We start from the raw sequence: 22,838 nt of genomic DNA on the forward strand, positions 1-22,838 counted from the left end.
TTCAGTTCTAAGGGTATTTATCGCTTTACAGTACGATCTACTTTTAACAGCCGATCAAAATTTTGGTCTGGATCTTTAAAGTAAATAAAGGTTAAATACTCCTGCTTGGCCGATAAAAAACCTTGATCTAAGATAAGATCATCCACCTGATTATCTCTTAGGATTACATACTTATAAGCGTATACACCCTGTTTGATTAGGGCCCGTCCCGTCCACATCTGTTTATCGGGATTATAACTCATTCGGTTGCGTTCACTGATCATCCAGTTGTTGAAATGGCCCACGAGATAGATATCTGATGAAGGCCGTATACTTTCATCTGTTTGGAGCCTGAATTCCACTTCCGCGTAGTTGCTGTTGCGGTCATCATCAGGTATTCCGTTAGTAACAGCTGCTTCGGACCCGTTTGAATTGGTATCCAGGTTTTGAACATCCCGGCGCAAAATAACTCTGGGGGGCGTAACACCGGGTTGATATTCCAGAATCTGCTGGCTGTCAATGTCAAAATCTCGGAGATCAAGGTGTTTGAATTCGTAATTTCCAACAAAAGCATTATTGCGCTTAATCTGTCCGCGAAGCTGGCCTGGCGTAATGGTATCCAGAAATTCAACCTGTTTGGTTCGACCCCAGAATTGGTTTTGTACGAAGGACATAGATAAATCAAATTGGGGATATTCTACAAAGTCGGGATAACTGTAGGTGCTGAAAAGCTGATCGAGAGGACGCCTATCTTCGCGCTGGGTAAAAAGTCGCTCAACCGTTGTTTCTATTTGTCCAACTTCTTCAGTCACAAAAAATGGCATTGAAAAGAGCAAGCTATTGTCATCAGCCGAATATATGTTGATGAGATAATTTCCGCTTACGGCGGGCTTCAGCTCATTATTTGGGAAGGAAAATTCAACATGAAAATAGGAAGGTCGCTGTCCAAAGCTGATATTAGAGGATTGGACTGTTGTCTCAGAGAAGCTGTCCAAATATGTATTTGGCCCGATTCCACTGCGATTCCATTTTTTATCGTGATGATCTACCGTTACTCGAAATTGTCGGCTTTGAGTCCCCAAATAATCAAAGGAGAGCAGTAGCTTTTGAGAGGAATTTAATTCGATGATGGGAGCTTGTCCCGGCTGCTCTTCTGGATGGAGCTGGATACTTTGAATATCATGTGGCGTTGCCTTTTGTTGGTTAAGAGTAAATGCTTCTTCCAAATGACTTTCTGTCGTCGAAGGCGGTTGTTTTTCGTAGGCGCCCAAGGCAGCACATCCCACAAGAATAAATACCAGCAGAATGGAAAAAATGTTACTGTAAAAAAGTGCCTTTAAATACAAAATGGGCGGGACCTTCGAGTTTAATATTGCTATATGAGTTTAATTCGGGATCAAATGAAAAATGCACCGATAATACACCTCCTTTGGTTTCGACCGAATATTTTTGGGTTGAACTACGCTCATTTTGTAGATGATGCCAGACAAGGGCAGAGGCTATAGCTCCTGTTCCACAAGCAAGGGTTAAATGTTCCACCCCACGTTCGTAGGTTTGGAGTTTAAGCGATGTGGAATCAGTACCACAGATAAAGTTAACGTTCGTTCCTTTCGGCTCAAAGTGATTGTGGTAACGAAGTCGGCTTCCTTCGGCAACAAGTTGTTCTTCACGGTTTAATTCCTCATTGGAAACCTTTTTCACTACATGTTCGGTACCGGTATGGATGGCATACAAAGGTTCCCCGTCAACTGTTTTTTCATTGATTGATGCTTCCATTGGAAAATGAATAACAGCCGAATCAGAATCCAAAACATTAGCTTCATAGACATGATCATGCACATTAAACCGATGCTGTTTATCAAATTCCAGCGAGTGAGCAAACAGTGCCATACAGCGAGCACCATTGCCGCACATGCCGGCATCGCTGCCATCAGGATTTCGGTAAAACATTGTATAGTCGATATCGTCGTGTTCCGGGGGGAACAGTGCTAAAATACCGTCAGAACCAACCCCGAATTTTCGGGCACAAATACTGGGAGCAAGTGAAATCAGCTCTTCCTTTGTAAACGAGTTAGATCGATTGTCAATGACGACAAAGTCGTTCCCTGCCGCCTGCATCTTTGTGAATGGTATATCGCGGTTTGGTATATCCATTATTCAGAGAATGCGGGTAAGTGTTTCCAGGAATCTTGTTTATTGATAATGGGATCATTGCCACGCATCAAACTTGAGAATTTAAAGGCCAGGGAGGTAAAAATGAGTTTTGGCTGTACGTTTCGGTAGACCATCGGCTTGCATTCGTTAACCTGTTCGATCATATCCTCAAGCCTGGCATTGGTCATGGTGTCGCAGAATTTTTTAATGACATCAAGTTGGTCAGCATTGGTAATTAGTTCTTTATTTTGCGTTGATCGATAAACAAGTAAATCACGTAGAAAAACTTCCATGACATTCAGGATGGCAATTTGGCCCTCAAGATTCTCCTGACTCTGCCAATCTTGAGCTGTTTGTGTAATATTAACAGCATCCTGCGAATAGGAGTGCCGCAGATATTCGATAATTGCTTCACGCGTACTTTTGAGGGTATCAACATCAAAAAATCGGGTCATAGCATAATTACCGCCCGAAACACGGGCTAGATATCCAGCTTCATTTTCGTCTACCCCATCTTGCTCAATAAGCGCCTCTTCAATCTGTTTGGTCTTTAGCGGTGATAGCTGAATGTGTTGACAGCGCGAAATGATTGTAGGTAAAAGGGCTTCTGTATTATCGGTTGTGAGCAGAAAGATTAGATCTTCTGCCGGTTCCTCAAGCAGTTTTAAAAAGGAATTGGCTGCTTCTTTTTTCATGCTTTCAATACCGGTCATGATGATGACCGTTTTTTCACCCTCGTTTGGTTTGTAATAGGCAGCGGGACGAATTTCTTCCCTGAAATAATCAATGGGATAAAAAGCGCGTTTGTTCTTGGTACTTTCTTCGTTGGTCAGCGAAGGGCGCAGACTGAAGTCTACAATTTCGTACGGATCTTCGCGCAAAAGCTCCAGTCGTTCTCGTAATTCCTCAACGGATACATCTGTAGGGACCGGCAAAAATACGTGAATATCGGGATGTGTAAACCATGATGATTTCTTCGAAAAAGCTTGATCTCCCAAATCAGTGAGATGGTCAACGCCGTTTATGAGTTCTGCAAAAGCAAGAGTAAAGGCAGTTTTGCCGATACCGGGAGGGCCAGAAAACAGGTAGGAATGACTGATGCGGCCAGAGTGGATGATGCGATTGATTTGCTCCCGGGCAAAATCTTGTCCCACGAGACGGCGATCACCAAAACTAAATGTTAGGTCTTTATAGTCGATCATGATCTTTATTCTTCAAAAATGTAATCAAAAAGTAAAATTCCTGCTGTAATTGTTACCCCTGCATAACCCACCAATGCCCAAAAATCATTGAGATAGTTACCAGTAAATCCGTCGATAAGTGCTGCCTTGGTCGTTCGCACAAGAATTAGAATCAGAGGGAAAAGTAATGGAATGCTAAGGACTGAAAAAATGGCCCCTTTTCGATCGGCCTGTGAGACAATGGCGCCAAGCATAGTAGATACGCCTGATAATCCCGCGGTTCCGAAAAAGAGTACCAGAATAAATGCAAGCAGATCGGCAATCGGCATACCCAGAAGAAATATGTAAAGTAAAAAAGTAACCAGATTTACAGTGAGCGTGAACAGAAAGTTATAGCACAATTTACCAACAAAAACTTCAGAGGCATTAGCATGGATGCGGAGCAGATCAAAGGTTTTGCGGTCGGTTTCCATCACAAAAGAACGCGAGAGGCTGGAGAGTGCTGCGAAGAGGATGACAATCCATACGAGGGCACTTTTGGGCGTAGGTGCCAGTTGTTCTGCATTAAGGGCAAACAAGATGAGCAACAGGGCGGCACCAACGAACGCCAGAACGGTATTAATGGCATACCTTGATCGAAGCTCTGTTTGTAAATCCTTGGCTAATACTGCCGATATTCCTTGCAAAAAATCCATCAGCAAAGTTTACAAAATTTGTTCCCAACAATTAAACCGAAATACAAAATTCGAGGTCTCAAATTGGTGGAGTAATTAAGTTGTAACAGATGAAAAACGATGAGTATATTTGAACTGCATAAGAAAAACATAATTATAGATTTATTCGCATGAATATTTTCAGCTTATTAAATGAGAAAACGGTGTTACCAAACCTGAAAGCCAAAGATAAAGCTGAGATATTGGATAAAATGATATCATCATTAGATAATATGGTATCTGATGGAGAGATTGAGGAAATAAGAGATGCTGTTTTTGAGCGGGAACGTATTATGTCTACAGGCGTTGGTAAAGGGCTGGCCATCCCGCACGGGAAAACATCAGGAATTACACAAACTTATGCAGCATTTGCCATCTTAAAAGAACCGGTTGATTATGAGGCGATCGACAGTGAGCCTGTAAATATGGTTTTTTTGTTGGTTGGGCCACAAGCAAGTAATAATTTGCATATAAAAATGCTGAGCCGTATCTCAAGACTTATGAATAATACCGAATTTAGGGAACGACTTCGTAACTGTTCTACAGCGGAAGAAATAATTGAGGCCTTTAAAAAGGAAGAGCATGTTGCCCTGAATGGCTGAAACTGGTACAAAGCAATAAAGCTGGGATTTATGTCTCAAAAAAAATCTATTTGTCTGGGTTTGGGGGTGCTTTTTGCACTTCTGTGTTCGGTTGGTACACTGCAGGCACAGCAAATCATTTTTTCGCCTGAGGTTGTTAATACCATAGAAAACAGCCGGGCTAAAGATGCTTTTTGGTCGGTTATTGTTCGTGATACAACGGGAAAAATTTTAGAAGGATATAATTTTGAAAAGCTGGTACGTCCGGCATCAAATTTAAAACTATTGACTTCTGCGGCAATTTTAGATGAATTAGGTCCCGGTTATCAATTTCAAACAAAGATGTACGGTATTGGACAACAGGTAGATGATACTTGGCAGGGCGATATCATCATTCGCGGTGTTGGAGATCCATCTATAAGTGGAGAATTTTACAGGGATGATCGTTTTCACGTATTTGATAAATTCTTTTCAGCGCTTTATGACAGAGGCATTCGAAAAATTGACGGCAACTTGATTGGCAATGATTCTTTCTTTGATCAACAGCCTTATCCTAAGGGTTGGAGCTGGGAAGATTTGTCATTCTATTATGGAGTAGAGATCAATGCGTTGTCATTGAATAATAATGCCGTAGATCTGACTGTTTATGCAAGGGGAAACGTAGGAGAAAAGCCGGAAATTGAGTGGTTCCCGTTTGATACAGATTATGTAAACTTTATCAATGATCAGGTAATTACGCCGGCTGATACGGAATACGATGAATTTTATCTTCGAAAACCCGGTACCAATACCATTGTATTGGGTAGTAAATTACCCAAGGGATATGTGGAAAAAGAATCACTTTCGATAAATGATGCTTCACATTTTTTCCTGGATACTTTTAAAAAATATCTTGAAGATGGAAATATTGAACTAAGCGGTGGTATCATCGTAGATAGTAAGCCTCAAGACTGGAATGAGCAGAGGTATCGACAGTTGGCGGAACATGTCTCGGTACCTTTGGATTCTATGTTTACGCAATTAAATAAAAAAAGCGATAACTTTTATGCAGAAATGCTGCTTAAAACAGCTGCTGCTGAACATTTTGATGCTGCGGGTAGTACTGAACTGGGCATTAGTTTGGTAAAAGATTTTGCCAGTTCCATGAGCATGGACACAACAAATATTGAGCTTCAGGATGCCTCAGGCATGGCGGCTTCTACGCTGTTAAAAACGGAAGATTTAAACCAGCTGTTGGTAGAAATGAGAAATCATCCGCATTTTGAGGTTTATAAAAAAAGTTTACCCATAGCAGGACAGGACGGCTCGTTGGAAAATCGGTTTTCCCAATCTCCCCTCAAAGGGAAATTATATGGAAAGACGGGTTATGTTTCTGGCGTTCGTAGCTTAAGCGGCTACATGGAAGGCATTTCGGGCAAGCCGTTGGTATTCACGGTTGTGACTAACAATTACACCGAAAAGACGTCTTATGTTGATACCATTCAAGAACAGATTTTAGAGAATATATACGTAAAATATTAGGTGCTCGATGTCTGATAAGAAACCAACAATTTTAATAACGGATGACGAAAAGAGCATCCGGAATTCGCTGCGAGATATCCTCGAGTTTGAGGATTATGCCGTGCTTGAAGCAGAAAGTGGTGAGGATGTTTTTGATCTGTTGGGTGAAAACCATGTAGATCTGATGTTATTGGATATTAAAATGCACGGTATGGATGGAATTGAGATCCTCTCAAAACTAAAGGAAGAGAACCATCAGTTTCCGGTAATTATGATTTCGGGTCACGGCAATATTGAAATTGCCGTAGAAGCGACGAAAAAAGGTGCATTTGACTTTATTGAGAAACCCCCGGATTTAAACCGACTGTTGGTGAGTGTTCGCAATGCGCTTGATCAACATCGATTGTCTGAAGAAAACAAGTCAATAAAGTCACGTCTCCCAAAGGTCCCCGAAATTATTGGCGAAAGCGATGCGATTGAAAAGATCAAGAAGACGATCGAGAAGGTGGCGCAAACAAGTTCTCGAGTGATGATTACCGGTGAGAATGGAACAGGTAAAGAGCTTGTGGCCCGCTGGATCCACGAAAAAAGTGATCGCAGCACTGAGTCTTTTGTGGATGTCAATTGTGCCGCCATTCCTGCAGATTTGCTTGAAAGTGAGCTTTTTGGTCACGAAAAAGGTGCATTTACCGGGGCCAGCAGCCAGCGCATTGGTAAGTTTGAGCAGGCTGATGGTGGAACGCTTTTTCTGGATGAAGTCGGGGATATGAGCCCTGATGCCCAGGCAAAAGTACTGCGTGCATTGCAGGAAAATGCGATAGTTCGCGTAGGAGGAACAAAGAAAATATCGGTAGACGTACGGGTAATTTCGGCAACCAATAAGGATCTTCTAGATGAAATAGAAACCGGCGGATTCCGTGAGGATTTGTATCATCGGCTTAATGTAATCCCCATTCACGTGCCGCCCTTGCGAAAAAGGCGCGATGATATTCCGCTACTGGCCAAAGATTGTCTTCAGAAATTGGCCGAAAAGGATATCATGTTTTCGGGAATCAGCTTTACGGACGAAGCATTGGAGGAACTTAAAAAACAGAACTGGTCTGGTAATGTCCGTGAACTCCAGAATGGAATTGAACGGTTAGGTTTGCTGGCCGATAATTCTGAAATATCCAAAGAAGATGTACAAGCGTTGACGCTATCCGGAGGTAAGAAAAGTGATACTTTTACAGATCTTGCTGATAACGTAGAGACTTTTCAGAGGTTTAAAGAATCAGCCGAACGATTATTCTTGATTCGTAAACTGGAAGAAAATGATTGGAATGTTTCGCAAACAGCTGAAGCAATTGACATACAGCGAAGTCACATGTATAACAAAATGAAGAAATATGATATCGAGCGTTGATAATATGATTTAAAACATACTTAGTTGTAACTGTATCCTGCTATATGTATTCAACAAATTATAAATCTTAGTATCTAATAACGATTACTGATGTCAGCAAAATTAATAGACGGCAAAAAAGTTGCACAATTTACCCGAGACGAAGTACGAAGGGATGTGGATGATTGGTTGGAGGCGGGAAATCGACCTCCTTTTTTACAAGTAGTTCTTGTTGGGAATAATCCTGCCTCTGATGTATATGTCGGGGCCAAAACGAGAGCATGCAAAGAAGTTGGTATTGAGACAGACACGATGCGTTTACCCGATACGATTTCTGCAAAAGCGTTGAAACAGACCATACATGAATTGAATAATGATGATTCCGTAGATGGAATTTTAGTTCAACTTCCGCTTCCTAATCATTTATCTGCACATGACGTCATTGAATCAATTGACTATCGAAAAGATGTTGACGGTTTTCATCCCATGAATGTTGGCAGGTTAACGGTGGGGGAGCCGAGCTTTCGCTCGTGTACTCCGGCTGGTATTATTGAGCTATTTAAGCATTACAGTATTCCAACTAAGGGAAAGCATGCCGTGGTGGTTGGAGCCAGCAATATTGTTGGCCGGCCGATTTCAATTTTGCTGAACAAAGAAAGCGGTGAACAGGGGAAAGCAACGACAACAGTTTGTCATAAGTTTACCAAGGATTTAACCAAGCATACGATTGATGCAGATATTTTGGTCGTTGCCGCAGGCCAACCGGAGCTTATCAAAGGAGAAATGGTAAAAGAAGGAGTAGTTGTCATTGACGTGGGAATCAATCGCGTAGCGGACGAGACCAAAGATAAAGGGTACACGTTGGTGGGCGATTGTGATTTTGAAAGCGTGAAAGAAAAGGCTAGCTGGATTACTCCTGTTCCCGGTGGCGTGGGTCCGATGACCGTAGCCATGCTGATGAAAAACACGCTTCTTGCCGCTAAGAAATCGATTTATCCGGAATGAAAGTTGGTTTTCTGCTGATAAATAAAAAGCCTTACCAAACTTCTGAAGTCCGGTAAGGCTTTTTGTTATTTAGCTGCTAACATTATTGCACCTTGAAACTTATAGCCGTACCACCACCTGGAGCCATCCAAAGATCAAGTGATGTATTGCTGTCAACTTTTTTGGTATTAATTTCATAGGATGTGGGATTCTCTTCCCAATGCGCATTTTGTCCATCTTTATAGATCGTAGCTTTGTAGGTTTTATCACTATCTAAAAAGTCGAGCGATACTTCTACGGTGCGCTCCTCTTCATCAGTTACAGCGCCCAAAAACCAGTTGTTGCTGTCTTTCTCTTTCCGGGCAGTGACAACATAATCACCGATTTGGGCATCTAAAACATGAGAGGCATCCCAATCTACGGCAACATCACGAATGAATCGGAACATTGGGTGAAAGTCTCCGTCACTCGAAAAATAATTTTCGGGCAAATCCGCTGCCATCTGCATTGGGCTATATAACATCACATAGAGGGCCAGCTGGTTGGCTATCGTAGAATTAACCTGTTCTCCATTGGAATATTCATCAAATGTTATATCAAAAATGCCGGGTGTATAATCGATGGGGCCGCTTAGCACACGTGTAAAAGGTAGAATCGTGGTGTGTTCAGGAGGAGTACCTTCGCTCCAGGCATTGTATTCCATACCGCGTACTCCTTCACGGGTCATCATATTGGGGTAAGTGCGCCGCAGGCCGGTCCCTTTAATCGGCTCATGGGCGTTTATCCCAATCTTATATTCAGCCGCCTTTTCTACTACATTTCGGTAGTGGCGAACCATCCATTGACCGTGATGATATTCCCCTTTGGGAATAACTCCTCCGGCATATCCTGTTTTAACATGATGAATGCCCAAATCGTGATAGAGCTGGAATGCCGTATCGAGCCTGGTTTCATAATGGGCAGCTTGTCCCGATGTTTCGTGATGACCAACCAGCGCCACATTGTTGGCCTTGGCATAATCAACGACTTCTCGTAGATCAAAATCGGGGTAGGGCGTGGTAAAGTCGAAAAAGCCCAACGAATCGGTCCCCCAATACTCCCAGCCGGTATTCCATCCTTCGATCAGTACCCCTTTAATATCTGCTTTATTATTGAAATTTATATAATCTTTAGCATTTTCAGTAGTTGCTCCATGTTTGGAACCGCCCTGATCTCCAAAAGAACCTTCTGCTGCTTCTTCTATACCCCAAGTTGATTTTCCGAGATGCATTTCCCACCAGATACCGGTGTATTTCATTGGTTCGATCCAAGAGATGTCTTTTAATTTGTTTGACTCATTTAGGTTTTGAAGAATGAAGGATTCAGCCAGATCACCTGCACTTTTCCCAACCTGAATAGTACGCCATGGGGTAGAGAACGGGGTTTTGGCTTTTACCTTGGTGCCGTCAGCCCAGGGGACAAGTTCGCTGACTAACTTTAAGTCATCCGTTACCCCCAACGTCATCCCGGGATAATCAGTCAGATTTGCTTCATGAAAACTCAGATATAACCCACCTTCTGTTTTCATGGTGATCGGGGTATTGGCTGCGTTAAAGTTATCAATCTGCCGATCGACGCGCTCGTTTTCACTGGCATATTCTGAGGCATCAATTTCGCTAATCTTCGTTTCTTTGTAATTATACTCGTAGCTGTCGTAATCAGCTGGAATCCACCAGCTGGTATGGTCTCCGGTAAGGGCAAATTCAGTTTGTTCATTCATAATAAAGAGACTGTCGGCCATCGATTTCTGAGCGGGAAATTCAAAACGGAATCCAATTCCATCATTAAAAACCCTAAACCGGAGATTTACAACACGTTGAGGCGAGGCTGTTTCTTTGAGAGATACCAACAGTTCATTATAGTGATTTCGGACTTCCTTTTGTTCGCCCCAAACCGGGTTCCAGGTTTCGTCAAACGATCGCCTTTCAACGCTTGTGATTTGCAAATCGTCTTTTAAAGGAGGAAGGTTTTTGAATTCAAATCCCAAGCTCGAAGTATCGATAATCTGTTTTTCTGCATGTTGCACAGTGTATTGAGGATTCCCGGAATCAGAGATAGAGAAGGTGACTGAAAGGTTTCCATCCGGAGAAGAAACGGTCGATAACTTTTTCATAATGTCGCAACTAAAAATTAAAAGAGAACTAAAAATTGCGACTAAGAGCGCTTTTAAATAAGGCATCATAATGTAAACAGTTGGTATAAAAGTAATTATTGAGAAGTGTTTAAAATTCATGGTTTTGGGGTAAAAAACAACTATAGGATATAAGAAAATGACGGTAGAGTAAGCACGTGGTAATTTTGTTTAAATAGGGGTGACATACTGGTGTCACTAATGGTTCATAAGTTAGGACTGAACATCAATTAAACAAAGCAAACCATTATGAATGCTGCGATTAAAACTAGTCAAAAACGTCTGAATACTAATTTGGAACCGGTTCTTCGCAAGGTTTTAAAAGAGGCAGAAAAAGAGCATCGTGAGCTCCAGGATATGTTTAATCTGATGGGATGGGGGGATATACCCGATGCTCTAAAATTGGAAGTCAAGGATGATGTATCGGCTATGGTTAGTGAGTTGAAGGGGCAATATGCGAGTTGCGATCCCTATGTCGCCCGCCGCCGTCAGCGGGTGGTGTACTGGGTTGAAAGCTATCGCGATGGCATATGCTCGCTGGATACCGCTATCGATGCACTGCATATTAAAAGTTTATGAGTCTTTCATAGAGAGGCGCTTGGCCTGCAAGTAGATGTGGGTGATTCCAGCTGACTAATCTTTAGTGGATTCTGTTAAGCAGGTCGCCCACATTTTTTTTATCTTTGCCCAAACCGGAACCACAATACTTGCAGACCATTTCTACCATGGAAAACTCCTCTCCGTTCGATCGAATTTCACGTCAGGGCTTGACCTACGATGATTTACTCTTGGTGCCCGCTCATTCTGAAGTTGTTCCCCGCGATGTAGATACAAGCGTGGATTTAACTTCTGAACTTACCCTTAATACTCCCATCATAAGTGCAGCCATGGATACTGTATCGGAATACCGGCTGGCTATTGCTCTTGCCCGCGAAGGGGGGATTGCGATGCTGCATAAAAACATGTCGATTGAGGGTCAGGCCGACCAGGTACGAATGGTAAAGCGTAGTGAAAGCGGGATGATCGTAGATCCGGTTACATTAGGAAAGAATGAAACCGTTCGCAAAGCGCGTGGACTTATGAAGAAGCACAAAATTGGCGGAATCCCCATTGTGGAAGATGATAACACGCTCATCGGTATTGTAACAAATAGGGATTTGCGTTTTGAGCACTATGTGGATAAGAAGCTGAGTACTATTATGACCACAGAGAATCTTATCACAGCACGTGAAGGTACCACACTCGAAGAGGCGGAAAAACTGCTGCAGGAACACAAAGTTGAGAAGCTGCCTATAGTGGATGAAAATATGAAACTGGTCGGGCTTATCACGTTTAAGGATATTGAGAAGAAAATGAATTTCCCTAATGCCTGTAAGGATGATATGGGTCGCCTTCGCGTGGGAGCTGCGGTTGGTGTAACAGCCGACACACTGGATCGCGTTGAAGCATTGGTTGATTCCGGCGTTGATGTCATTACCATTGATACTGCTCATGGGCATTCGCAGGGTGTGCTAAATATGATAAAAGAGGTAAAAAATGAATATCCCGATCTGAATCTTATTGCTGGTAATATTGCTACCAGAAATGCTGCAAAATCTTTGATTGATGCAGGAGCAGATATTCTGAAAGTAGGTGTTGGACCGGGATCTATTTGTACAACTCGCGTAGTTACCGGGGTGGGGGTACCGCAATTGAGTGCAGTGATGGAAGTTGCTGAATATGCCCACAATGCCGGTGTGAGTGTTATTGCCGATGGAGGGATTAAGCAAACGGGCGACATTCCTAAAGCACTTGCAGGCGGTGCGCACGCAGTTATGATGGGTTCGATGTTTGCGGGCGTTGATGAGGCCCCTGGTGAGACGGTTATCTATGAATCGCGAAAATATAAATCGTACCGTGGAATGGGTAGTTTGGGTGCGATGGAGCAAGGTTCCAAGGATCGTTACTTTCAGGATGTTGAAGACAATATTAACAAGCTTGTGCCCGAAGGCATTGAAGGACGAGTTCCCTACAAAGGGTACTTAAGCGAAGTGGTACATCAAATGACGGGCGGCCTTCGCGCTGCTATGGGTTACTGCGGTGCGCCTGATATTGCGAGCTTGCAGCAAGCTGAATTTGTACAGATTTCTGCGGCGGCATATAAAGAAAGCCACCCTCATACCGTTGAAATTACCAAGGAAGCTCCGAACTATTCAGTTAGCTGACAGCAAACTGAAAATTATTTACGGGCGTTAACGAGGATACTCACCCCAATAACCAGAAAGATAAGATGAGGGAGTGTTGCTGCCAACATGGGATCAATTTCTCCCTGCCCGCCGAACGGTTCAATTACTTTCATCATCACCAGGTAGAGAAAGCTTACGGCCAGTCCTGCTGCAATATAGAATCCTTTGCCGCCTGCCCGCCGAACTGATGCCAGAGCAAATCCCACGATGGTTACGACAATAATTGAAAAGGGATAGGCATAACGTCCGTAGAGTTGTACTTTGGGCAGTTCAACACCCCCGGCGCCGCTACGCTCGATAGATTGAATATAATTTTGCGCCTCGGGATAGGTAAGTTGGTAGATATCTGATGTTTTGCGCGTTAAATCGCGCGGATAGATATTGAGTGTGGTATCCATAGAATCAATATGGACTTCGTTATATCCCATTTTTGTAAAGGTTTGCTTCTGAACATTTTCGAGCTTCCATTGTTCCTTTTTTTCCTGCCATATCATACGTTGAATAAACATCTTTTCGCTAATACTGTCGCCCTCAAAGTTTACAACATCTACCCGGTATCCGGTTCCTTTGTCAGGATTGAAATAGTTTATTTTAAAGATGGAGTTTTCGGATTCTTGTCGAAAGATGCGATTTGTATCTACTTTGTCCGATTTGCCAGATAGATATTCTGATTCAAAAGCGATACGTTTTTCATTGGCATTAGGAATTACATATGCATCCAGATAACTCATGGTGGCTGTCATTAAAAAAGCGAAAGCGATATAGGGCAAAATAAGGCGGTACAGACTTACCCCGGCGGCTTTAAGGGCGGTAATTTCAAGTCGTTCAGTCATTTGCCCGGTTAAGTACAGGCAGGCAATAAATACGGCAACGGGAATAATTAAGCGGGCTATTTCAGGGATATAATTGAGATAGTAGACTCCAAATATTTGGACAAAAGTAGCTCCCTTATCGGTAAAATCTTCACTGTTTTCTGAAAAGTCGATTACTATAAAAATGAATATCAGTACCATCATGACAAACAGTGTGATGGTCAACATCCTAAAAAAGATATAGCGATCAATTTTTTTAGTCACGGTGCTTCCACAGTTTTGATAGTTTGTAAGGAGTACTAATGCTGATTACCATAATCAGACCTACGGCACCGAGCACAATATCTGATAACCACATCCCGGTGAACGGTGAAATAAAAAGTCGATCAGCCATTTTTTCGCCCTGAATAATGGAAATCCAATAGAACGTTAAAAATACCGTGCCGATGAGAGCTGCATATCCCAAGTTTCCTTTCTTGGTATACATGCCGATGGGAGCGCCAATCAGGACAAAGACAATGCAGGCAATAGGAATAGAAAACTTTTTGTGGATTTCGACCAGGTATTGAGCAATTTTTTCGAGTCGCCACTCGGTATCTGAAACAATGTCTTCAATAAAAGACTTATAGTTGCGCAGCTTCATTAAGCTAATCTCGTGCAGTTTTATTTGCTCTTTTTTTGACTCCAAATGTCGGAGTGCCAAAAATTGACTTTCGTAAGGAGAATCTGCAGTGTCGATCTTTGATTGTGTTAATTCAGACTCTTTTTTTCTGCCGGTATTAATTCTGGTAAGTGTGGGATATATGAAATTTTTATTCTTTATGATATGCTTTTTCTGTTTTTCTATCTGATTGTTCAGGGAATCAACAACGCTGCTCATTGCTTGTATATTCATCGTACGGTCGTTGCGGGAACGGTCTGCGGGATTAGAGCGCGAAAAGGCTAAATCGGAAAGGTCAAAGCTGATACGATACCGATCAAATTTGGTTTCTTCAAAAACATCAACCAGCCTTCCTTTTTGTCTGCGATCAAGTTTTCGAAGTACCGATCCATTATTTAGAAAGAGGGTAAGTGTTTGCCCATTTTGTTTACTTGCAAGCCGTCCCTTTTCGGCTTTGATGTAGGCTTCTTTACGGTCACGGGTGGGATGTTGATAAATGGTTACATCACGAAGGGAGTCCGACTCGTTGGTAATCTCTTTGACCAAAAAAGTGTAATTGTCAATCCCGTCATAAAACTCATTTTCTTTGAGATCAAAGCCGGGTTTTTTGAGGCGGATATCAATAAACAGCGACCGGGCCCGCTGGTTAGCATCGGGTAAAATATCATTGGAAAACCACATCAGGAAAACGGAAAGTAGTATGGATGCTACCAGAACGGGATTTATAACGTGGATGGGGTTGATACCTGCAGCACGTATAGCCGTTAATTCATTTAATTCCGTTATTTTACCATAAGCCATTAGTGAAGCAACCAGCACGGCCATTGGCACGGCAAGTACGACCATCGACGCCAGGTTCGTGATAATAAGCTCCAAAATAACTCCTAAAGGCAATCCCTTGCCAATGAGCAAATCGATGTATAAAATCAGGAATTGCATAAGCAGCAGGAACATCAGCGTACAGAAACAGAAGATGAAAGGGCCTATATGCCGCTTGAGTATATCTAATTGTAGCTTATTGGGTAGTAATCGCATATGATTAATTAATTAGGAAGCCTAAAATTAGGCCTATATGCGTTCTTTACAAAATGGATATTTATTATGACTACAATTCCAGAGTTTGTACTTTTATGGAAAGCAGGAATCTATTATAATTCTGCAGAGTGCAAGGGACACAATCATTTCAATTAAAAAAACAAGGAGCCGTATATAGAAAACCGCTACCATAGATTTTCTGATTGAAATAATATGTAAATATATTCTACTACGGTTTCGTGCAGCTCAAAGCATTTAATTATTCAACCTTCGTTCTACTATTTTGCTTGGCGGCTATGATAGCAGGCCCCGAGCAGAGTATGGCTCAGGATGGTCAGAATTCACTTCGTATAACGCCTGCCCAACCCGACACATTGCCCCGTTTGTATAAGCTGCCTTCCATTTCATACCCCTTTCCGGATATTCCTGCCAAACTTTTTTATATACAGTTGCCCCAAGAGGAAACATACGTACAGCGCGATTCTTTGGGATCATATAGCAGTCAGCGGTTGCTGTATGAAATGCCGGTAGCCTCCAGTTTTCGGATGAGCTTTAAGCAGTTTGCGGAGCAGTCGAAGCAGCGCCATCTGAAAGAAAATTGGCAACAGCTAATTCAAGAGCAACAAACTGAGGATCAGCGTCAAGCGGGTCTGCTCGACTTTAATCTCGATATACCGGGGGGAGAGGAATCTACTTTTACCACTATTTTCGGCAAGCCGGAGGTTAATTTAAGCATCAATGGGACCGCTAATATGAATGTGGGTGCTTCTATCCAAAAGACTGAGAATCCTGAGATTCCGGAAGATCAACGACGGCAGGTTGATCCCACTTTTGAACAAAGTCTGAAGCTGAATATTCAGGGCACGATTGGAGATAAACTGTCGATACAAACCGATTGGGATACCGAGCGTGATTTTGACTTTATGAACCGTTTGAGCATTATTTATGACGGATATGAGGATGAGATATTACAACGTGTGGAATTGGGGAACGTATCCATGCAAACAGGAAATTCGTTGATTCGTGGCGGTAGCGCTCTTTTCGGGGTTAAATCTGTGGCTCAAATTGGGTCATTAAAATTAACGTCTGTATTGTCCCAGCAGGAGGGGAACAGCAAAACGGAAACAATAACAGGCGGTGCCCAGGAACAGGAGATTTCCATTCGACCGGGTGATTATGAATCTGATAAACACTTTTTTTTGGACTTCTTTACCCGTCAGGAGTTCGAAGGGAATGTCTCCAATCCACAGCAGCAGGGACAGGCTTTACAGCTAACGGAGGTTAATGTGTGGGTGCTTCGTGAATCCACCCAATCGCAAGAGGGTGAACGCCAGGCAATTGCACTGGGTAATCTGGGCGTAGTGCAAAATCCGGACAGCACGTTTATGCCACCGAATGAAGATCAGGATGTATTTGACGAGGATACCCTTGCCCAGTATCGTGATCCGGCACAAGGAGTGTCAGCGGAAAGTTTTGGCGTTGATGCTAACACTTTTGTAGAAGGATATTTTGTTCCATTGCAAGAGGGGGCGGATTACAGTCTGAATAGAAATCTGGGATATATATCTATCAAACGGAATTTGGGATCGCGACAGGCATTGGCTGTCTCTTTTAAGTATCGCGATCCTCAGACCGGTGAAACGATAAGTGTGGGAGATGTTAGTCAGGGCGGCAATGAGCGCATGTATTTAAAACTATTACGTCCTCAAACAGTGACGACCTCTAATATTTTGTGGGATCTGATGATGAAAAATGTGTATTCATTGGGAGCAAACAATTTAACGCAGGATGGCTTAGAACTTGATATCAAGTACACCGAGCAAAATGTACCCAGCAGCTCGCTACCACAACGGGATCAAATTTTGCTGCAGGATTTAGGACTCGACCGGGTTGACCAACAGGGGGCAATAAATCCTGATAATAAGATTGATTTTAGTACAATGGTGTTGGAGCCTTCTACCGGGACTCTTGTGTTTCCTTATTTGCAGCCATTTGGCGCGCGAATTGGGCAGTTACTAACAGAATCCGGCACTCCGCCAGATCGTGTCAGCGATCTTACCTTTGATGAACTTTATAACGAGAAGAAAGTAAATGCGAATCAAAGCTCAAAAAATAGCTTTTATCGCATTCAGGGAAACTCGAAGGGTAGTATTTCCTCAAGTTATTCGCTGGGATATTCGTTGGTTGAAGGTTCGGTAAATGTATTTGCTAACGGTCGTGAGTTACAGGAAGGAACCGATTATGCCGTTGATTATTCGATTGGAAGTATTACAATCTTAAATGAGCAATATCTGCGTCGTGGACAGGAAATAAAAATCGAATACGAGAATAACCAGCTTACGCAGATCGGAAAAAAGAGCTTTACCGGTTTAAGGGCAGAGTATCAGTTTACGGACAATATTTCGCTGGGAAGCACCTATTTTAAATTAAAAGAACGTCCGTTGCAGGATAAAATTCGCATTGGTGATGAACCGGTGAATAATTCAGTAGTTGGGTTTGATGCAAATGCTCATTTCGATACACCGTGGCTTACGCGGTTGATTGATCAGGTACCGTTATTGCAGACCAAAGAAAACTCAAGCTTAACGGTAAGTGGAGAGTTTGCCCATTTGAGGCCCGGGGTATCACAGACAAGCGCAGTTAATGATGCGATCGAAAACAATCGCTTATTTGAAGATGAAGAAAACGGTTTATCATTCATTGACGATTTTGAAGGCTCTGACATTGGATTGAGCTTTATGAATCCGGGACGGTGGAACCTCGCTGCCGCACCGGCAGCTGTACCGGGATATGGACCCGATGAGATATTTTTTGAGGATAATCCGCCGGAAAATCCTTCCACAAATATTGCTGATAAAATTGCTCGATCTGATCTTAGGGGGTCGTTTGCATGGTACAGTATTCCACAAAATATTGATCAAATTTTGGGGGGCGTCAATTTTACTCCGGAAACCGAGCAGGTGAGAGTAACGGATGTTTTTCCAAATCGAGACGTCCTTACCGAAGAAAATTTTATTAATACGTTGGATGTCTATTTTGATCCAACGAATCGGGGACCATACAACTACAACGAGAATTTAAGAACACTGCTTGAGGACGAGCCGGAGCGCACTTGGAGCGGGATGACGACTACGCTGCCCTCTGGTCAGGAAGATTTGACGCAAAATAATATTGAATTCCTGGAATTTTGGATGCAGTCGGTATTGCCCAATGGAAGAACACCGACCGCACAAGATCTGCAGGACTATGAGGGCAAAATTTATATCGACATCGGGGTCGTTTCAGAAGATGTGGTTCCCAACTTTAAAACCAATACTGAGGATGGGCTGGTTCGTCGCCCGCAAGATATACAGGAAGATAATATTAGTGGTCAATCGCGATCGTATATTCCTACTCCATTGCCGGCTCCCGAGGGACAGTTTTCGAATGATACGCGAGAGTTATCGGATGTAGGATTAGATGGAGCTCCGAATGAAGGTGGGATTGATAATAAGAACGAGCAGAATCTGTTTTCAGGATTTCTTGAATCTATGGCTTCGGAGTATGGAATTGCAAGTGATGAGTATGAACAAATTGTGGATGATCCTTCAAACGATGATTATGTGTATTATGGTGAGAGCGAGGCTGGTAATGGCGACCTTCAGGAACGGTTTTCCCGCATGTATGGCTATCATGATGGCAATACACCACCAAATGAAGGCGAAAAGCGAGCGGTAACGAATAAACCCGATACCGAGGGATTAATAACCCCCTCTATTGTTGAACAGAATAACGCTTATTTTCAGTACGAAATTGACTGGAATCCGGCTGATTTTTCTGAGCTAGAACCGGGTTCGGAGGGCACTTACATCGTGGATAAAGTAGAAGGGGCCAACCAGCAGGATCGATGGTACCAAGTGCGTCTGCCACTGGAAGAATGGGTGCGTAAAGTGGGTGGTATCGAAAACTTTCAGAACATCTCGTATATCAGGGTTTGGCTCTCGGGGTATGAAAAACCATTTACACTGCGTTTTGCAACCTTTGAGCTGGTAGGTAGCCAATGGCGTCCGGCCGAAAATGTAGATCAGCAACAAGGTACCACACAGGGAGAATTCAATACTTCATCTGTAAATATCGAAGAAAATAGCCAGCGGCGGCCTATCCCGTATCGCCAGCCCGAAGGGGCTATCCGGGCCGTAAACCGCGATCGTCAGCGGCAGACCATAGCTAACGAGCAGTCTATTACCATGAATGTGGAAAATTTGGGACCCGGTGAATTGAAAATGATGAAGCGCGTCTATCCGGGGGGATTAAATATGATCAATTATTCCAACGTGCGAATGTTTGTGCATGGAGAAGGATACGAAAATCGTGGTCATGCAGAGTTGGTTGTACGTTTCGGTACGGATTTGACCAACAACTACTACGAGTATCGCCAACCTATCTCGCCCTCCGACCCGAATTATCCTTACAGCACCAAACAGCTGAGTGAAATGAGTGAGGCCGAGCGTGAGATGGAAGCCGAGGAGGTTTGGCTGTATGAAGAAAACAGCATGAATATTTTGCTGCGGGCATTTAATGAATTAAAGCAACTGCGTGATCAACAGGGGGTCGAAAGCAATACAGTGTTTGAGCGCGGGGACTTGCTGGAGAATGCACCGCCCGGCGCGATTATTGGGGTCAAGGGTAATCCTTCGTTAGACAGGGTTGGTGAAATTGGCATGGGAATCCAAAACCCCTTTGATCCGCAAAATCCCGATGAGGGTGGCATTGCATCTTTGGATGGACAGTTTTGGTTTAACGAGCTGCGTGTATCGGGCTTTGATAATAAGTCGGGTTGGGCGGCAAATGCTAAAGCGGAGATGAAATTAGCCGATTTCGCCACGGTTAATGCAAACTTCAACAGAGAAACCGATGGTTTCGGAGCGCTAAATTCCCGATTGGGGCAGCGTCGTATGTCAAATGTGCAGGCCTATGATCTGAATTCAACTGTTAATATGCACAAGTTTATACCCGATCGTTTTGGTTGGAATATCCCGGTATCACTTTCTACACGTCGCTCCTCATCAACGCCCCGGTATTTACCTAACCAGGGTGATGTTCGACTCTCTGAATTTGAAAATGCCGTTAAAGCGCGCGATGATCTTTCTGAATCCAGAAAACAGCAGATTATTGATCAACGTATTCGTGAAAGTCAGACGGTGACAGAGAGTTATTCTCTGAATGTGTCGAATCTATCAAAGTCAAGATCACAGTCGAGCCTGGCCGAGTATACCCTCGATAAAACAACGGTTAATTATGTCTACAATGTCACGGAGCGAAGAAATCCTCAGTACCAGCAACAGGATAATTGGAATTACAGCGGTTCGGTGCGGTATAATTACAGTTTTCCTCAAACCAGGATATTTCGACCACTAGGATTTTTAGGAAATGTGCCGTTCATACATCCCTTAGCGGGAATAAAGCTGGGATATACGCCTGCTTCAATTAATGCTTCGGTGGGTATGGATCGAGAATACGACGAACAGCTTCGCAGAATTTCAGATCCCGACTCGGAAAATCCGCTGCAGCAATCGCATAGTTTTACCTATGATACTGAATTTGGTCTGGGATATAATATAACGCCTAGTATAAAGACAACTTTTCGCTCTCGCACAGTATTTGATCTATCACGAGCAGGAATTGAGGAGGCCGGTCCGGGTAATCCTATGGCCGATTCTACTCAATATTCGGTACGCCCCTCTTTTGATGTGCTGAGAGATCTTGTTTTTGATACTCTCTCAGCAAGGCGCAGTAATTATCAGGAATCGTATACCGCAGGCTGGCAGCCCAAACTAAACAAGGTGAGTGCATTGGAATGGATTAACTATTCTGCTAACTACAGCGGTGGATATCAGTGGAGAAATAGTCCCCGAGGATCTGATTTAGGGGCCAATGTATCAAACAACTTTTCGCTGAATCAGACACTGGATTTTAATATCCGTAGTTTGCTGAGCGGAATGGATTGGTATCGTACCCTACAAAATAATGGGAATTCAAATGGTTTTTCACCGGCTGATACGACGGAAGGGTTGACTGAAGAACAGTTCGGTAAAACGCTTGGTAACATTGGCAAAAGAGTTGCAGGAGCGATTTTGAGTATCCAATCCATGGATTTCTCTTTTAATATCTCGCAGAGTTCTCTCCAAAGTGGATATGCCGGCACCTCACCGCTTTATGATATGTTTGGACGAAGCAGTGGAGAATATTCGCCTCCATTTTCGTATCGAACCGGATTTTCAAATGAAATTGGCCTCAGTCGGTTGATCGATAATCCAAGCGAAACTTCCTCACTGCAACTGCCATCAAATCGCAATTTAACAGATGATATCACCGTACGTTCTCGATTGCGTCCTTTTGATAATGTAACCATTGATTTATCCTGGAATTCGAAATGGAATGAAACGAATACCCAGTCGATCACCATTGATCCCAATCAAAACGTAAGTATAGTTCGTTCGCAAAACGGTTCGATATCCTCAAGCATTTGGGCATTTGGAACTGGCTATGAAGCATTTTTCAAGAAGCAGCTGCGTACTGCTTTTGATGACATTGGCGATAATACTGAGATTGCCGATCCAACTGGTAATAGTGATGGGCGAACGGTGTTGGGTAGAACGGCGCTCCAGGAAGATTTCAGACAGTCCTATCTTGCCTTTGGTGAGGGTGCTATCGGGGACCGAAACTTTTCACCTTTTCCATTGCCCGGTTGGCGCGTAACGTGGACGGGGCTCGAAAAATTTATTCCTTATTTTGGGGATTTTATGTCCCGGGCATCAATATCTCACAATTACAGTGGTACCTACCGTTTGGGATGGGTGTTTAATGCTGATCAAAGTCTGTTGCCGGATATTTCCCTGGGCGCATATTCAGTTACAAATCGACGTCCTGAGTTTGAGCCCAACAGCATTAATATTGAGAAGCGATTTAGTCCGCTGGTAGGATTAAATTTAACTTGGGAGTCAAATCTCCGGACGAATGTTCAATATGAACAAAGCAAGGTGACGAGTTTGGCACTGTCGAACTCCACTGTTATCGAGCGAATCTCAAAGGGACTCAAGCTAACATTCGCTTACACTATTCGCGATTTTAAAATTCCGTTTTTTAAGCGCTTGGATAATGCAGTGGATATTTCCCTTAACGGGAGCTATATCGAAGATGAAGAAAAGAAATTTGAGCTCGATTCCGATCTTGATGAAGCACTCAGCGCCGGACCGGATGATATTATTAAAGATCCCGATCGAGCTGAGTTTTCAAGTACGATTACCGGGGGACAGGCACGTATCAACGGATCGGCCGTAATCGGGTACCAGTTTTCGCAGATGATTCAGGCCAACTTTGAATACAATTACAGTAAGTTAATTCCCAAAACATCAGGGGTATACGGTCGAACAGATCACGATATCTTATTCAATATTGTGGTGTCTATTCGCTCGAATTAGAG

The 22,838-nt window shown here is 43.1% G+C and carries 14 protein-coding genes; 7 read left to right on the plus strand and 7 right to left on the minus strand.

The window, feature by feature from the left end:
- Positions 1-17 precede the first annotated feature (17 nt).
- The 4 genes from ACT3IB_RS00925 to ACT3IB_RS00940 are packed head-to-tail and all read right to left on the minus strand — an operon-like array spanning position 18 to position 4,009.
- On the minus strand, positions 18-1,325 hold the full coding sequence (locus ACT3IB_RS00925; RefSeq protein ID WP_491537137.1) for a type IX secretion system plug protein: 1,308 nt from the start codon (positions 1,323-1,325) through the stop codon (positions 18-20).
- Positions 1,297-2,133 carry a diaminopimelate epimerase gene (dapF, locus tag ACT3IB_RS00930; RefSeq protein ID WP_491537138.1) on the minus strand — a complete coding sequence of 279 codons (837 nt, stop codon included), beginning with the start codon at positions 2,131-2,133 and terminating at the stop codon, positions 1,297-1,299. Before dapF ends, ACT3IB_RS00925 begins: the two co-directional genes overlap by 29 nt.
- Positions 2,133-3,335, minus strand: a complete 1,203-nt coding sequence (locus tag ACT3IB_RS00935) for a DNA polymerase III subunit (protein ID WP_491537139.1) — start codon at positions 3,333-3,335, stop codon at positions 2,133-2,135. The genes dapF and ACT3IB_RS00935 overlap by 1 nt, the downstream gene beginning before the upstream one ends.
- A gap of 5 nt (positions 3,336-3,340) precedes the next feature.
- The gene (locus tag ACT3IB_RS00940) at positions 3,341-4,009 is read right to left on the minus strand and encodes a heme exporter protein CcmB (RefSeq protein ID WP_491537140.1); all 669 of its coding nucleotides are present in this window, start codon (positions 4,007-4,009) and stop codon (positions 3,341-3,343) included.
- A 149-nt stretch (positions 4,010-4,158) separates the two neighbouring features.
- On the opposite strand from ACT3IB_RS00940, the gene ACT3IB_RS00945 reads away from it, so the two are divergent.
- The 4 genes from ACT3IB_RS00945 (at position 4,159) to folD (ending at position 8,494) form a co-directional block, all read left to right on the plus strand.
- Positions 4,159-4,629, plus strand: a complete 471-nt coding sequence (locus ACT3IB_RS00945; protein WP_491537141.1) for a PTS sugar transporter subunit IIA — start codon at positions 4,159-4,161, stop codon at positions 4,627-4,629.
- A 30-nt stretch (positions 4,630-4,659) separates the two neighbouring features.
- Positions 4,660-6,129, plus strand: coding sequence for a D-alanyl-D-alanine carboxypeptidase/D-alanyl-D-alanine endopeptidase (gene dacB, locus ACT3IB_RS00950; protein ID WP_491537142.1), 1,470 nt, complete (start codon positions 4,660-4,662; stop codon positions 6,127-6,129).
- A 7-nt stretch (positions 6,130-6,136) separates the two neighbouring features.
- Positions 6,137-7,510 carry a sigma-54-dependent transcriptional regulator gene (locus tag ACT3IB_RS00955; protein WP_491537143.1) on the plus strand — a complete coding sequence of 458 codons (1,374 nt, stop codon included), beginning with the start codon at positions 6,137-6,139 and terminating at the stop codon, positions 7,508-7,510.
- A gap of 90 nt (positions 7,511-7,600) precedes the next feature.
- Positions 7,601-8,494, plus strand: a complete 894-nt coding sequence (folD, locus tag ACT3IB_RS00960; RefSeq protein ID WP_491537144.1) for a bifunctional methylenetetrahydrofolate dehydrogenase/methenyltetrahydrofolate cyclohydrolase FolD — start codon at positions 7,601-7,603, stop codon at positions 8,492-8,494.
- 82 nt (positions 8,495-8,576) lie between these two features.
- Here folD and ACT3IB_RS00965 read toward each other — a convergent pair whose 3' ends face one another.
- A complete protein-coding gene (locus tag ACT3IB_RS00965; protein WP_491537145.1) occupies positions 8,577-10,625 on the minus strand; it encodes a glycoside hydrolase family 97 protein in 2,049 nt (682 codons plus the stop codon).
- A 267-nt stretch (positions 10,626-10,892) separates the two neighbouring features.
- Between ACT3IB_RS00965 and ACT3IB_RS00970 the strand changes: the two genes are divergently transcribed.
- Positions 10,893-11,222, plus strand: a complete 330-nt coding sequence (locus ACT3IB_RS00970; RefSeq protein WP_491537146.1) for a hypothetical protein — start codon at positions 10,893-10,895, stop codon at positions 11,220-11,222.
- A 146-nt stretch (positions 11,223-11,368) separates the two neighbouring features.
- Positions 11,369-12,847 (plus strand): IMP dehydrogenase, encoded by a 1,479-nt coding sequence (gene guaB / locus ACT3IB_RS00975; RefSeq protein WP_491537147.1) that lies wholly within the window; start codon positions 11,369-11,371, stop codon positions 12,845-12,847.
- 14 nt (positions 12,848-12,861) lie between these two features.
- On the opposite strand, the gene ACT3IB_RS00980 is transcribed toward guaB, so the two are convergent.
- The gene (locus ACT3IB_RS00980; protein WP_491537148.1) at positions 12,862-13,944 is read right to left on the minus strand and encodes an LptF/LptG family permease; all 1,083 of its coding nucleotides are present in this window, start codon (positions 13,942-13,944) and stop codon (positions 12,862-12,864) included.
- A complete protein-coding gene (locus tag ACT3IB_RS00985) occupies positions 13,937-15,376 on the minus strand; it encodes an LptF/LptG family permease (protein ID WP_491537149.1) in 1,440 nt (479 codons plus the stop codon). Before ACT3IB_RS00985 ends, ACT3IB_RS00980 begins: the two co-directional genes overlap by 8 nt.
- A 296-nt stretch (positions 15,377-15,672) precedes the next feature.
- On the opposite strand from ACT3IB_RS00985, the gene sov reads away from it, so the two are divergent.
- Positions 15,673-22,836, plus strand: a complete 7,164-nt coding sequence (gene sov / locus ACT3IB_RS00990) for a T9SS outer membrane translocon Sov/SprA (RefSeq protein ID WP_491537150.1) — start codon at positions 15,673-15,675, stop codon at positions 22,834-22,836.
- The last annotated feature ends 2 nt before the right edge of the window (positions 22,837-22,838 follow it).

The organism is Fodinibius sp. GM21 (genome assembly GCF_058386955.1).